The following is a 13,506-nucleotide window of genomic DNA, read 5'->3' on the forward strand; positions in this document are numbered from 1 at the left end:
GTTCCTGCCCGCTCAGGGCGACGTGGAAGTGCGTTGCTGGCGTGCGGCCTGGCGCGCCATGCGGCTGCGCAATTCGCGCAGGTTGCGGCGGCGACGCAGCTGCGGCGCGATGTAGTCGGCGGCGAGCACGATGAAGAACACGGCGTAGGCGGGCCACACATACGCGCCGTAACCGCCCATGGCGAAGAAGCTGCTCATCGCGCAGCCTCCTTCTCGGCAATCTGCCTGACCCAGTCCTTGCCGCTTTCCATGGCCAGCAGATCAGTGCGCACGCGACCGAACAGGCTGGCGATGTAATAAAACTTGGTGGCGGCCATCATCGTGAGCAGCGGCCAGATCATGTTGCCGCTCATCTTGGAAGGGCCGAGGATGCGCACCGTCGAACCCTGGTGCAGCGTGTTCCACCAGTTCACCGAGAAGTGCACGATCGGCACGTTGATGATGCCGATGATGGCGAGGAACGCCGCGGCGCGCGCGCCCTGACGGCGATCTTCAAACGAGTGATACAGCCCGATGACGCCCAGGTAGAGGAACAGCAGCACAAGCTCCGAGGTCAGGCGCGCATCCCAGGTCCACCAGGTGCCCCACATCGGCTTGCCCCAGAGCGAGCCGGTGACCAGCGTGATGAAGGTAAATGCCGCACCGATCGGAGCCGATTCCATGGCCACGATCTCGGCCAGCTTCAGGCGCCATACCAGCGCGATGAACGAAGCCACGGCCATGACGCCATAAATGAAAAGGCTCATCCAGGCGCTGGGTACGTGGATGAAAATGATGCGATAGGCATCACCCTGCTGATAATCGGCCGGCGCCAGGACCAGGCCGCCATAGAGCGCGATGATGCCGGTCAGCAGCGCAAGCGCGATCATCCACGGGCGCAGCACGCCAGCGAAACGGTAGAAGATCGGCGGCGAGCCGAGCTTGTGCATCCAGAGGGGAATCCAGTTGGCCATTCAGGCAAGCCTGTCGATGCGGGACGAACGGCGCGCGCCCGTCTTGATAACGAAGTGGGTGTGGGGCACGCGCGCGCCGGTTGCGCTGCGCGATGCGTGGCTTGGGTGATGCATGGTCGTCAGGACGGTCATGATGTCGTTCTCAAGCGTCCAGGGCGATGCGGAGGGCGGCGGCGCAGGCCAGCGGCGCGAGAACCAGCGCGAGGGCCAGGGCGGCGCCCAGCCAGGCAATGGGCGCAAGCCAGGGCAAACCCTGTTGGGCCGCTGCAACGGCGCCGGCCGCGAAGATCACCACGGGCACGCACAAAGGCAGCAGCATCAGGGCAAGCAGCATACCAGAGCGACGTGTCCCGGCCGTCAGCGCGACCAGGATCGCGCCCAGCAGACTCAGCAGCGGTGTCGCCAGCAGCAGGCTCAGCACGAGTACCGGCATCACTTGGGCGGGAAGGTGCAGCATGCCAGCCAGCAGCGGTGCGACCACGATCAGCGGCAGGGCCGTGGTGATCCAGTGCGCGAGGATTTTCATCGCCAGCAAGGTGGCAAGCGGTTGCGGCGCCAGGACCAGTTGTTCCAGCGAACCATCCTCGATATCGCTGCGGAACATGGCATCCAGCGCGAGCAGCATGGCCAGCAGCACGGTAACCAGCACCACGCCGCCGGCGATGCGCTCGAGCAGCGCGTTCTCAGGCCCCAGTGCGAACGGAAACAGCGTCGCGACGATCAGCGCGTACAGCACCGGCATGGCGATGTCGCCACGCCGGCGCCAGGCCAGGGTGAGATCACGTCGCAGCATGGCGGCGCAGGCACCTGAAAGCGTCGGCCGGCTCATGCGTGCATCCGGATGCGGCGAGGCTCGCCGCCGAGGAAACTCACCGCGCCATGGCTGGTCACCAGCGCGGCACCGCCGGTGGCGGCATGGTCGGCGAGCAGGCGATTGACCAGGTCGATGCCGATCCGGTCCAGATTGGCGTATGGCTCGTCCAGCAACCACAGCGTGGCCGGGGTCAGCAGGAGGCGTGCGAGCGCAACGCGCTTCTTCTGGCCGGCGGAGAGACGGCGGACGGGTTCGTCTTCGTACCCACTCAGGCCAATCCGTGCCAGCACGGTTTCGACATCCATCCCTTCGCGAGTCCCGTACAGACCAGCGGCAACCGCCAGGTTCTCCCGCGCGCTGAGATCGGATTTCAGGCCAAGATGGTGGCCGAGGAAGATCGTGTCGCCCAGATGGTCGTCCCGGCGCCAGGTGGTGCCACGCCAGCGCAGATCGCCTTCGTCCACGTGCAGCAGGCCGGCCAGGATACGCAGCAAGGTGGTCTTGCCGCTGCCGTTATCCCCTTCAACGAGTGCGATTTCACCCGCTTTGAGGGCGAAGTCGATCGGCCCGAACACGGGCTCATCCTGACGATAAAAGGAGAGGCCCCGGGCTTCGATCAGGAAAGGGGGCTGGCTGGCGTGGGCAGTCATTTCTGTGATTGTCCGAAATGCCCGGCGGACTTGTCCATGCGGCCAAGTGCCGCCGACGTTCGCGGGCCCTCAGAGCCAGCGCAGCCGGGCCGGACCGCCTTCGCTTCCGTGAAGGTAAGCCAGCTGTCCGAACCGATGGCCGAGCGCGTCGGCTTCCGGCACATCCAGCCCCGCCACGAGGAGGCTGGATTCGCGCCAACCGTCAGGGCCGATACCCACGCCGGCGAGCACGGGGCGGCCTTCGAGGGCAGCCAGAAGGCTCCGCTGCGCGAGGCGATTGACCTGAAAGGCGCGTGGTCTGGATTGCGGGTTCCATGCGGTGAGGTACACCCAGGGCCGTATCCCGAGCCACCGTGCCAGTGCGGTCGGTACCGGGGCATCAACGCGGAGGCTGGCGCGACGACCGTCCGGCAGTCGCACCTGATAGTCGGTGGCGAGGTAGGCGCGCAGCAGCGCCTCATCCATGCCGCAACTCGGGAAGCGGGGGAAGGGTGGCGCGCAGCGCCGTGACCGCGGCCTCGAGATTGACCGACTCGACATCCGTCGAGCCGCGCAGTAACTGTTCCAGCAACTGGTCCTGCGCGCGGCCGCGATCCATGGCGTAGCGGTAGGGCAGGTGCGTGAACGTCACCATGCGATAGCGCGCCATGAAATGTTCCGGGGCGCGATCGGCCAGTCTTGCGCCCAATTCGCGTTTGGCGAGGTAGTGCGGATCGGCGACCGAGTCGCGCATCTCGATGTAGTTCTCCAGCGCCATGGCCGCGATGGCATTCGCATTGGGCTGGCGAATGCGCTGAAACTCCGCGAACACGTCTGCGGTGTCGTTGGGTGCCTCGGCCAGCAGGCGAGCCAGTACGACGGTGTCTTCAAAGCCACAGTTCATGCCCTGGCCGTGGAAGGGCACGATGGCGTGGGCCGCATCGCCGATCAGCAGGGCGCGTCCGTCGAGGTGCCAGCGATCGAGGTAAAGGGTGGACAGCGTGCCGACCGGATGGCTGCCGTAGTCGCCCCGGAAATCCGGGATTAACGGAAGCAGGTCCGGGAAGTCATCGGCGAAGAAGCGTTCCGCCGCGGCTGCATCCGGCAGTGTGTCGAAACTCGGATGCGCGCCATGGGCCGGAAGGAACATCGTGACGGTGAAGCTGCCTTCGGTATTCGGCAGCGCGATGCACATGTAGCCGCCGCGCGGCCAGATATGCAGGGCATGGGGTTCCAGCGCGAACTGGTCATGGCCGCCGCTGTTTCGGAGCAGATCGGGGGAGAGCCGTTGCGCGGGCGGAATTTCCAGTTCCTTGTATGCGTGCCCGAGCGGCTCCACGCGCTCGCCAAGGTCGGCGTGGCGCATCAAGGCAGCGCGCAACGCCGAGCCCGCACCATCCGCACCGATCACAACCGGCGCATCGATGTCACGTTCGACGCCGTGTTCGTCAGCCAGGCGAATGCGCTGCGCTTCGAAGTCGGCGTTGACCAGTCCGTGCCCGAAATGGAATCGCACACCCGCCGCTTCGGCCGCATCGAGCAGCAGCATGTTCAGCGCCCCACGCGATACCGACCAGATCACCTCGCTGTCGTCGACGCCGTAGCGCTGTAGACCGGAGCGGCCGTCGCGCGTGTGCACCATGCGACCGCGCATCATCACCGCGCGCTGCATCACGTCGTCGGCCAGGCCTGCCGTGCGCAACGCCTGCAATCCACGCTCGGCAAGCGCCAGATTGATCGAGCGTCCGCCCGCGAATCCACTGACGCGCGGATCCGGACGTTTCTCGAAGACTTCAACAGAGAACCCGCGACGAGCCAGTTGCTGGGCCAGCAGGGCGCCGACCAGGCCGCCGCCAATGAGAGTGATCGCCATGAAGTTGATCGTTGCCGGTGAGTGTCAGGGAGGAATGGGTCGTGAAGACCGGTGATCCGCCAAGGTTAGCCGCTTCGACCTGCTGGTGCCCGCCGCAGTGCGGCGTGATCAGAAACTCATGAAATAGCCGCCGTTGACCGGCAGGTTGGCACCCGTGATGTAGCCGGCATCGTCGGACGTCAGGAACCGGACAGCGCGCGCGATATCCGCCGGTGATCCCAGGCGACCCACGGGAATGTCCGCTACGATCTGCTCGCGAATATCAGCCGGCACCGCCGCCACGAGCGCCGTATCGCAGTACCCCGGGGAAACCGTGTTCACGGTGATTCCCTTGCGCGCGGTTTCGCGTGCGAGCGCCATGCCGAAACCGTGCACGCCCGCCTTGGCCGCAGAGTAGTTGGTCTGCCCGAACTGGCCCGTCTGCCCATTGACCGAACTGAGATTGACGATGCGGCCGAAGCCGCGTGCGCTCATGCCGTCGATGACCTGGCGGCAGGTGTTGAACAGGCCGTCGAGGTTCACGCGCATCAGCTCATGCCATTGCTGTGGAGACATCTTGCGCAGGCTGGTGTCACGGGTAATGCCGGCGGCATTGACGAGAATGTCGACGCGGCCATGCGTCGCTTCCACGCGCTGGACCAGTTGCTCGCAACTGTCGAAATCGCTCACATCGGCCGGTTCGAACGTGACGGCGCCCGCGAACTCCGTCATGGCGGCGTGAAAGGCTGCGATTCGCTCGTCGCGCAAAGGCAGGTCGACGGCAACGACGGTCCGACCTGCTTTGGCGAGCTGGCGACAGATTTCGGTGCCCAGGCCACCGATGCCACCGGTCACGATTGCAACGCGCTTTTGCATGGAACACCACCGGACATGCCGCAGGGCAACACATGTTGTATTGCAGCGGTTGAGACATGAAAACGCCCCGGTGGGCAGGCCGACCGGGGCGCGTGAAGAAAAAGCGAACTACTTCTTGGTGTTGCCGCCGCGATTGGCAGGATTGGCCTGGGCGGCAGCATCGACAAGACCGCGCTGCATGTTTTTCCAGGCTTCCATGTTGCGCTCGGTCAGCTCGTTGAGCATCGACCAGGGCGTCTGTCCAAGCAGGCTGTTGAGCTGGGTGCGGAACTGCTGCTGCTGGTCCAGGAACACCTGCAGGCTGCGCTCCAGGTAAGGTCCCATGAAGCCCTGCAGCGAATCACCGTAGAAGCGGATGATCTGGCTGAGCAGCTGCGGGGACAGCATCGGCTGACCCTTCTCCTCGTGTTCGGAGATGATCTGCAACAGCACCGAGCGGGTCAGGTCCTCGCCGCTCTTGGCGTCGCGAACCTCGAAGGTTTCACCATCGAGTACGAGCTGACGGACCTCTTCCAGCGTGATGTAGCTGGAGATCTCCGTGTCGTAAAGGCGACGGTTCGGGTACTTCTTGATGATGCGGATCGTTTGTGCCATGCGGCGGAAACTACCAGAACGTATTGCGCCGCACCAGTTGCCATGGACATATATTTGCTGCACCCGGCGGGTGCAGCATTTTCCGATTCAGGCTTTTCGCATCAATGGCCTACGGCGCCACCGGCCGAGCCGAAGGGCGGCTTGGCGAACCAAAGCAGCGGGATCATCGCAAGAAAAAGCACGGCGCAGAGCCAGAAGACGTCGTTTACGGCCAGGGTGAGGGCCTCCCGGGTGACCAGCTGGTCCATGAGGCCCAGGCCCTTCTGGCCGGCGAACCCGGCGTGACTCAGCCCCTGGACGAACTGCGTCGCCGCCGGGTTGGCCTGGTTCACGCTCTCGGTCAAGACGGCGTGGTGGTATTCGCCCCGGTGCTGCCACAAGGTCACCGTGACCGCTGTGGAGACGCTCGAGCCCATCGTGCGGCAGAAGTTGGCCAGGCCCGACGCGCTGGCGATTTCCTCCGGTGGCAGGCCCGACAGATACACCTGGTTCAACGGAATGAAGAAGCACGCAATGCCCGCGCCCATGATGAAGCGCGGCAACACCAGGGTATTGAACGATGCGGAGCTGTCGAAGCTGGCGAACCAGAACGACGTGCCGGCGAAGATCAGGAAGGCCACTGTCACCACCGCGCGCAAGTCAAGGCGGTTGATGTTGGCGCCAATCACCGGCGCCATCAGGAAGGCCAGTACGCCCACCGGCGCCGTCGCCAGGCCGGCCCAGGTCGCCGTGTAGCCCAGTGTCGTTTGCAGCCAGAGCGGAAACACGACATTGATGCCGAAGAACGCCATCATGCCCAGCGACAGCGCGGTCACGCCCACGGTGAAGTTGCGCTGCTTGAAGAGCTTCAGGTCGACCACCGGATGCTTGGCATGCAGTTCCCAGACGATCAGGAAGGTAATGCAAAGGAGGGCGGTGATGCCCAGCACGGTGATCATCGGCGACGCGAACCAGTCGTGGTCGTTGCCGTTGTCGAGCATGAACTGGAGCGCACCCACGCCCACGACCAGCAGGATCAGGCCGATCATGTCGATCGGCGTCTGGTAGGTCTTGGTTTCGCGTTTGTGCAGCAGTGCCCAGGTGATGACGGCCGCCAGCGCGCCCACCGGCACGTTGATATAGAAGATCCACGGCCAGGAAAAGTTGTCCGTCAGCCAGCCGCCAAGGATCGGGCCGAAGATGGGCGCCACCACCACGGTCATCGCCCACAAGGCCAGCGCAATGCCCTGCTTGGCCTTCGGATAGCTGGACAGCAGCAGGGTCAGCGAGAGGGCGACCATGGGGCCGGAGCCGGCGCCCTGCAGCAGGCGGCAGATCACGAGCATGGGCATGCTGGTAGCCAGGCCGCACAGCATCGAGAACACCACGAACAGTGCGACCGAGGCGATGAAGGTTTTCACTTCGCCAAACCGGCGCGCGAGCCAGCCGGTGAGCGGCTGCATGATGGCGCTCGCCAGGGCGTACGAACTGATGGTCCACGTGCCCTCGCTCGGACTGACGCCGAGGCTGCCCGCGATGTGCGGGACGGCCACGTTCACGATGGTCATGTCCAGCACTTCCATGAACGTGCTGAACGCGACGGCGATGGTCAGAAAGACCAGCGCACCGCCTTGCAGGGGTTTGAGGGGTGTTGCTTCTTCGGGCGTGGAGGCCATGGCTTGCCGGCTCAGTTCGACTTGCGGCCGAGGTTGTCAGCCACGATGCGGTCGGCTTCAGCGTCAGCCTTGCTGGCCATCTGCTCGTAGACATTCGTCTCGGCCACCGGCTGGCTGGCCGGTGCCGTTGCCAGCACCGGGCCTTCGGCATCGGTGATGTCGACGGTGGTTTCGGTCGAGAGGCCTATGCGCAGCGGATGCTGGTCGAGATCCTTGTTGTCGATGGCGATGCGAACAGGCACGCGCTGCACCACCTTGATCCAGTTGCCGGTGGCATTCTGCGCGGGCAGCAGCGAGAAAACGCTGCCGGTACCGGCGCCCAGGCCCACGACCTTGCCGTGGTACTTCACGCCGCTGCCATAAACATCCGCAACAACTTCGGCTGGCTGGCCGATGCGGATCTTGCGCAGCTGGTTTTCCTTGAAGTTCGCATCGATCCACAGATCGTGCAGTGGCACCACCGTCATCAACTGCTGGCCCGGCTGCACGCTGTTACCCAACTGCACGCTGCGCTGTGCGACATAGCCACGAACCGGGGCGTAGATCGCATTGCGCTGGGCGGCAACCCAGGCGGCCCGGTAGTTCGCGCGTGCCTGCTGGACGGCCGGGTTCTGCTCGATCTCGGTACCTTCGACAGCGGCGCGCGCGGCATTCGCCTGCGCCACGGCGGCGTCGAGTGCGGCCTGCGCCTGCTCCACGCCGTCACGCAGGTGCTGCACGATTTCCGGCGACTCGGCCTGCGCGGCGATCAGCGGCAGGCGACGGTTGAGGTCAGCCTGTGCTTTTTTCAGATCGACGCGGCGAGCCGCGACCTGCGCGTCGGCGCCAGTGGCGGAATCGGTCTGCTGGCGAACCTGCCGAACGGCCTGTGCGAGCGCGCTGCTGGCCTGGCGCAGGCGCACGTCGCCGTCCGTGCTGTCGAGTCGAACGAGCACCTGGCCGGCTTCCACGAGTTGCGTGTCATCGGCGAGGATCGCTACGACCGTGCCCGGGACCTGGGCCGAAATGGTGACCTGGTTGCCGCCGACATAGGCGTTGTCGGTCTTTTCGCGCTTGGAGAACACGAACAGCCACAGCAGTAGCCATGCGATACCCAGGACGACGAAGAACAGCGTGACGATCAGCAAGGCGCGACGGCGCTTGGCGGGATCCTTCGCCGCCATGCCGCTGTCGTTGTCATCCTTGGCTTGGTTGTTTTCAGTGGCGCTCATGATCAGCGTCTCCGGCAGGGGTATTTGAAGGGGAGGGAGAGGCGGCCTGCGCATCGGCGGCGCCCGCGGGAGAGGTCGGCATCTGGTAACCGCCGCCAAGCGCCTTGATCAGCGACAGGTCGGTGGAAAGGGCCTGGGCCTGCAAAGAGACAGCGTCGTCGCGTTGCTGCAGCAACTGCGCCTGAGCACCCAGCGTTTCGCGAACATCGCGCACACCCTGGCGCGCACGTGCCTGGGCGTTGACCACGAGGCGTTCGTTCGCGCTGATCTGCGTCGCCTGTTCCTTGCGACGCGCTTCGATCTGCTGGGCGGTCAGGCTCTGCGTCGACACATCACGCGCAGCACTCAGGATGGTGCTGTTGTATTGCGCGACTGCGGCGTCAAGTTGCGCCTGACTGGCACGGAAGTTCGCCTGCAGCAGACCGTTGTTGAAGATGGGCAGATGCAATGCGGGCGTCAGCGACATCACGCGGCTGGAAGCGTTGAACACCTTGTCCAGATCGATGCTCGACAGGCCCGCCATGGCGGAAATGCTGATGTCCGGAAAGAACTCGGCACGTGCGACATCCGTCTGCTTGAGCGCGGCCTCGACCTGCCACCGGCTGGCGGCGATGTCCGGGCGACGAGCGATCAGATCGATGCCGACATTGGCAGGAAGGCCGGCGTCCACGGTGGGGAGCGCGCGAGGTTGCAGTGTCGGCAGATCGGCGGGGGCGACGCCAACGAGGCTGGCAAGTGCGGCGAGGCGAATCTTCGCGGAGCCCTCGAGCGCCACCAGCATTTCTCGCGCAGCCGCTTGCTGGGTGCGCGCCTTCTGCGCATCGTCAGGCAGGTCGATGCCCTGGTGCACGCGCAGCTCGGCCACGCGGGTGAGCTTGTCCTGGGTACCGACCTGCTCGCGGGCAAGTGCAATGCGCGCTTCGTCGGCGAGCCAGCCGAAATAGGTGTCGGCCACCGCATTCTGGATCGTCAGCGCGGCAGCGCTGCGTTGTGCTTCGGCGGCGTGCGCCTGATCGACGGCAGCTTCAATGCCGGCGCGCTTCTTGCCCCACCAGTCAAAGTCGTACTGTGCCTGCACACCGATATCACCCTGGTTGTACCAGGTGAATCCGAGGAACTTGGGTGGGATGAGCCCGGTCTCGCTGAGGCGCTGACGCGCGACTTGCGCGCTGCCATTGACGCTGAGTCCAGCCTGCGCGGCGGTGATGCGGATGTTCTGCTCCGCCGTGTTGACGCGCGACATGGCCTGGGCAAGGTCAGGCGAGTCCTTCATTGCACGAGCAATCAGATCGTCGAGCTGAGGATCGTTGTACTGGCGCCACCATTCGGCAGACGGCCAGCCGGCGCGCGCGGGGGCGCTGACGCCTGCCAGAGGAACATCGTCGCGCAGGGTGGGGTGCTGCTGCTTGGTCGGTATGCCGCAGCCGGCCAATGCGACGGCAATCGCCATCGCAACGGCCACGCGGGCACCGAACGCCGGGCGCCGTGAAAGGGTGGGGATCATGGACGAGGATCCGATGCAGTGAGGTTGTCGATGTTGGCGGCGACTCGGCGCAGGAGGTGCGCCAGGGTCTTTTTTTCGGTGGCAGTGAGATTGGCGAACGCACCCAGCACACGCGGGAATAAGCCGGGCAAAACCTTGCGCGCGAATTTGCGGCCGGACGGCGTAATGCTCAGTTCGACGCGACGCCGGTCTTCGGCACTGGTCGAGCGTGTCACAAACCCAAGTTTTACCAGCACGTTCGCGATGCGGGTCATGTTTGTCGGCCCCTGCTGCGCGGCATCGCACAATTCACCCGGTGAGGCACGACCACCGGGCGAGCAGTAAATCATCATGAGCGTGCGAAAATCGCTGTCATTCATCCCGTAGGGCTTAAGGCAGCGCTCGACTTCTTCCAGTGCGGCCGTACCGGTGCTCAATAGCAGGCGCAACAGCACGACTTCGCGCACCGGCAGTTCGGGCACGGTTTCGGAAGCAAGCGCGATGCCTGCCTCCATATGGGCAATCTGTTCGACCAGTCCTGACATTTCACCAAGAAATAGTTCGCTGATGAACTATTAGGCTAGCAATGCCGCATGGCTATTCGCAAGAGGCGTGATGCTCGAGGTTGTTTATGGGTGAATCAGGGAAAGCGGAATAACCGCCGGGCATTATTTGTTGTCGCTTCGGCAATAGTGTCAGGCAATTCGTTGCGCAGTGATGCAACGGTCTGCAGAACATCCACGATGTGCGCCGGCTCATTGCGTTCACCTCGGTGATTCGAGCCGGGCTGATCCGGGGCGTCGGTTTCCAGCAGGAGATATTCAAGAGGCATGTCGGTGACGATGCGGCGAAGTCGCTGTGCCCGCTCGTAAGTCAGTGGGCCGCCCAGTCCAATGAGAAACCCTGCCTTCCATAATTGTTCGGCTTGCTGCTGGCTGCCGGAAAAACTGTGCACCACCCCGGTGAGGCCGCCCATCTGTCGAATGCTGGAGATCACTTCGTCGACGGCGCGACGCGCATGCACGATGACGGGTAGTTTCAGATCCCGTGCGATGGCTAACTGGCTTTGGAAGTAATGGCGCTGCTTTTCGGCATCCAGGCCTTCGACGAAATAGTCCAGGCCAATCTCGCCAATGGCCACGGCCGGATGGTTTTCCAGCCACTCGGGCAGTTGATCCAAATGCTCCGGCCGGTGTTGGTTCAGGAACATGGGGTGCATGCCATACGCGGCATGCACGCCTTTTTGACGATCTTGCAGTGCGGCAATGCGGTTCCAGGACGCCCTGTCGACCGCCGGAACGACGATATTCGTTACCCCAGCTTGTCTTGCCCGATCAATAACTTCCTTTCGATCGTTGGCAAACGATTCATCGTCCAGATGGGCGTGGCTATCAGTTAGCTGCATCACAGGAATCCATTACCTAAATCGATAGCATGGGGCGGCTCGGTCTAAGCAAACATTCAGTTGCCCGAGGGTTCAATTCAATTACTTCGGATCGGTAGCAGGGCGCGGGGGCGCGTCCACGGTCCATTAGGAGAGCATTATGAGCAAGTTCGTCATTACCGCGCTGAATCTGGGGCTCGGCATTGCGCTCGCCACGGGCCTCACGGCTTGTAATCGCGACGCCAACGCTGACGGCGGCGTGGGCATGGCAGCCAGCGCGGGCAGCAATGCACCCAAGTACGGCCGCGTGGTCAGTGTCACTCCGATCCGCGAGGCTGCCGAGGCGGCCAAGCAGGTCTGCAAGGATGAAGTCGTCACGCAACGTGCGCCCGTGAAGGATCAGCATCAGATCGCCGGTACCGCGATCGGTGCGGTCGCCGGTGGCCTCCTGGGTAACCAGGTCGGTGGCGGCAAGGGCCGTACCCTGGCCACGGTGGCCGGTGCGGTCGGTGGTGGTTATGCGGGTCACGAGATCCAGAAGAACCATCAGCAGAACAACGTAACGTCGTCGGTGCAGCGCAAATGCCAGACGGTGCAGGGCAATAGCGGTGACAAGATCGTTGCTTACGATGTTGCCTATGAGTACAACGGAGTTACCCGCACTGTGCGCATGGACCACGATCCGGGCGATCGCGTGCAAATCCAGGAAGGTGTGGTGGCAGTTTCCGACGCCCATTGATCGCCATTGAGAGGATCACGCCATGATGACATTGCTTAACGGACGCGTAGTTGGCGCATTACTGTTGGCCTGTTGTTTTGCCCTTCTGGCAGCCTGTGCCGAGCCGCAGCCGCGTGCGTCGTCCTATGGGACGAGCTATAGCGGCGGTGGTGGCGGTTCGGGTCGCTGCGAAACCTGTGGCGTGGTCAATGACGTGCAAATCGTCAACGTGGACAAGAATGTATCGCCGATGGGCATGGTCATCGGCGCCGTCGCTGGTGGCCTGCTTGGTAACACCATCGGCAAGGGCAATGGCCGCACGGCAGCGACGGTTGTCGGTGCTGTTGCTGGTGGTGCCGTTGGTAACCAGGTGGGCAAAAACAATGGCAATCCCGATCAGGCGTTCCAGATCACGATCCGGCTGGATGACGGTCGCGTGGCTACGGTGACGCAGGCTGATGATCCGCAGGTGCGGCGTGGCGATTACGTCGAGGTGCGCAATAACCGCGTCTATCGTCGATAATCATATGGCCGTCTGGACGGCTAAACGGAAATGATCTTGTTCAAAAGAAAAGGCCCTCTTGCGAGGGCCTTTTCTGTTCGCGTGATGATGATGTTGGGGTATCAGTTCACGGCGTAAAACGCGTGGTCGCCGATGGTGCGAACGACGCGACTGCTGCTCCATGTGGGGGACACGGAGGTGGTGGCGAAGTGGTCTGCGCGGGGGACATAGACCTGACGCTCACCGGTGGGCAGGCTCCAGTTGACGATGGAGTCACCAGCAACTTTCCACGCTTTCGTCCATGCATTGAGATCGGTGACCTCAAAGCTGCGTGCGGTGGTGGTGACGGCGAATTGGCGCGGCGAAGTGACAACCGCACACACATTGTTGCCCCAGGTGCCGCGATCGCGACGACGGAGGGCTACCTCGGCCACGGCAAACTGGCCGATGGTCGATTCACTGCGAGCTTCGAGATACACCGTCGTGGCCAGGCAGGTCTGGTCCGCGAGGGGTTGGGGCAGCACGGACGCAAGCCACAACAGCATGGAAAGTTTCATTGTCTGCCTCCAACGTGCTGTACGTAGCAGGCCGATACTGCAGACCAGATACGCCGTTGCGGTGGACGGGCGGGCAGGCCGTTCCACCTGGATTGAACTCGCATCGACCGAAACTTGTGGTCGTTACGGTTTGCCACGGGATTGTGGCGTTTTGAACGGCTGATCCGGTGCCATTCGATACTGCTGCTGAAGCGTTGAGCGTGCAGTGGAGCACGTGGTCAGCAACTGGTTTTCCGCAATGATCTGCGGTTGATTTTCTCCGGTATTTCTACCGGGTC

General features: G+C 63.5%; 16 protein-coding genes. 2 read left to right on the forward strand and 14 right to left on the reverse strand.

The window, feature by feature from the left end:
• Window positions 1–12 precede the first annotated feature (12 nt).
• The 13 genes from ccmD to EYV96_RS02650 form a co-directional block, all read right to left on the reverse strand.
• The gene (ccmD, locus tag EYV96_RS02590) at window positions 13–198 is read right to left on the reverse strand and encodes a heme exporter protein CcmD (RefSeq protein ID WP_131149950.1); all 186 of its coding nucleotides are present in this window, start codon (window positions 196–198) and stop codon (window positions 13–15) included.
• Window positions 195–953 carry a heme ABC transporter permease gene (locus EYV96_RS02595; RefSeq protein ID WP_131149951.1) on the reverse strand — a complete coding sequence of 253 codons (759 nt, stop codon included), beginning with the start codon at window positions 951–953 and terminating at the stop codon, window positions 195–197. The genes ccmD and EYV96_RS02595 overlap by 4 nt, the downstream gene beginning before the upstream one ends.
• A 142-nt stretch (window positions 954–1,095) precedes the next feature.
• Window positions 1,096–1,782, reverse strand: coding sequence for a heme exporter protein CcmB (gene ccmB / locus EYV96_RS02600; RefSeq protein ID WP_131149952.1), 687 nt, complete (start codon window positions 1,780–1,782; stop codon window positions 1,096–1,098).
• Window positions 1,779–2,417 (reverse strand): cytochrome c biogenesis heme-transporting ATPase CcmA, encoded by a 639-nt coding sequence (ccmA, locus tag EYV96_RS02605; RefSeq protein WP_131149953.1) that lies wholly within the window; start codon window positions 2,415–2,417, stop codon window positions 1,779–1,781. The genes ccmB and ccmA overlap by 4 nt, the downstream gene beginning before the upstream one ends.
• A gap of 69 nt (window positions 2,418–2,486) precedes the next feature.
• Window positions 2,487–2,882: a DUF3293 domain-containing protein gene (locus tag EYV96_RS02610; protein ID WP_131149954.1), complete on the reverse strand. Its 396-nt coding sequence runs from the start codon at window positions 2,880–2,882 to the stop codon at window positions 2,487–2,489.
• Window positions 2,875–4,269, reverse strand: a complete 1,395-nt coding sequence (locus EYV96_RS02615) for an FAD-dependent oxidoreductase (RefSeq protein ID WP_131149955.1) — start codon at window positions 4,267–4,269, stop codon at window positions 2,875–2,877. The genes EYV96_RS02610 and EYV96_RS02615 overlap by 8 nt, the downstream gene beginning before the upstream one ends.
• Before the next feature lie 108 nt (window positions 4,270–4,377).
• Window positions 4,378–5,124 (reverse strand): acetoacetyl-CoA reductase, encoded by a 747-nt coding sequence (phbB, locus tag EYV96_RS02620; RefSeq protein ID WP_131149956.1) that lies wholly within the window; start codon window positions 5,122–5,124, stop codon window positions 4,378–4,380.
• Window positions 5,125–5,232: 108 nt separating this feature from the next.
• Entirely contained in the window at window positions 5,233–5,718 is a 486-nt protein-coding gene (phaR, locus tag EYV96_RS02625; protein WP_131149957.1) for a polyhydroxyalkanoate synthesis repressor PhaR, read from the reverse strand.
• 101 nt (window positions 5,719–5,819) lie between these two features.
• Window positions 5,820–7,373 (reverse strand): DHA2 family efflux MFS transporter permease subunit, encoded by a 1,554-nt coding sequence (locus EYV96_RS02630; protein ID WP_131149958.1) that lies wholly within the window; start codon window positions 7,371–7,373, stop codon window positions 5,820–5,822.
• 11 nt (window positions 7,374–7,384) lie between these two features.
• Window positions 7,385–8,584 carry an HlyD/EmrA/EmrK family protein gene (locus EYV96_RS02635; protein WP_131149959.1) on the reverse strand — a complete coding sequence of 400 codons (1,200 nt, stop codon included), beginning with the start codon at window positions 8,582–8,584 and terminating at the stop codon, window positions 7,385–7,387.
• A complete protein-coding gene (locus EYV96_RS02640) occupies window positions 8,571–10,088 on the reverse strand; it encodes an efflux transporter outer membrane subunit (RefSeq protein ID WP_131149960.1) in 1,518 nt (505 codons plus the stop codon). The genes EYV96_RS02635 and EYV96_RS02640 overlap by 14 nt, the downstream gene beginning before the upstream one ends.
• Window positions 10,085–10,549, reverse strand: coding sequence for a MarR family winged helix-turn-helix transcriptional regulator (locus tag EYV96_RS02645; RefSeq protein WP_240732321.1), 465 nt, complete (start codon window positions 10,547–10,549; stop codon window positions 10,085–10,087). The genes EYV96_RS02640 and EYV96_RS02645 overlap by 4 nt, the downstream gene beginning before the upstream one ends.
• Before the next feature lie 158 nt (window positions 10,550–10,707).
• Window positions 10,708–11,472 (reverse strand): TatD family hydrolase, encoded by a 765-nt coding sequence (locus tag EYV96_RS02650; RefSeq protein WP_205746074.1) that lies wholly within the window; start codon window positions 11,470–11,472, stop codon window positions 10,708–10,710.
• 139 nt (window positions 11,473–11,611) lie between these two features.
• On the opposite strand from EYV96_RS02650, the gene EYV96_RS02655 reads away from it, so the two are divergent.
• Entirely contained in the window at window positions 11,612–12,190 is a 579-nt protein-coding gene (locus tag EYV96_RS02655) for a glycine zipper 2TM domain-containing protein (protein ID WP_131149962.1), read from the forward strand.
• 22 nt (window positions 12,191–12,212) lie between these two features.
• Complete coding sequence (locus EYV96_RS02660; RefSeq protein ID WP_425478691.1) at window positions 12,213–12,692, forward strand: outer membrane lipoprotein; 480 nt, start codon at window positions 12,213–12,215, stop codon at window positions 12,690–12,692.
• Window positions 12,693–12,793: 101 nt separating this feature from the next.
• Here the strand turns inward: EYV96_RS02660 and EYV96_RS02665 are convergent, their stop codons facing one another.
• A complete protein-coding gene (locus EYV96_RS02665; protein ID WP_240732322.1) occupies window positions 12,794–13,228 on the reverse strand; it encodes a cell wall hydrolase in 435 nt (144 codons plus the stop codon).
• Between the last annotated feature and the right edge of the window lie 278 nt (window positions 13,229–13,506).

The sequence above is a fragment of the Dyella terrae genome (assembly GCF_004322705.1).
In the GTDB taxonomy this organism is placed as follows: Bacteria; Pseudomonadota; Gammaproteobacteria; order Xanthomonadales; family Rhodanobacteraceae; genus Dyella_D; species Dyella_D terrae.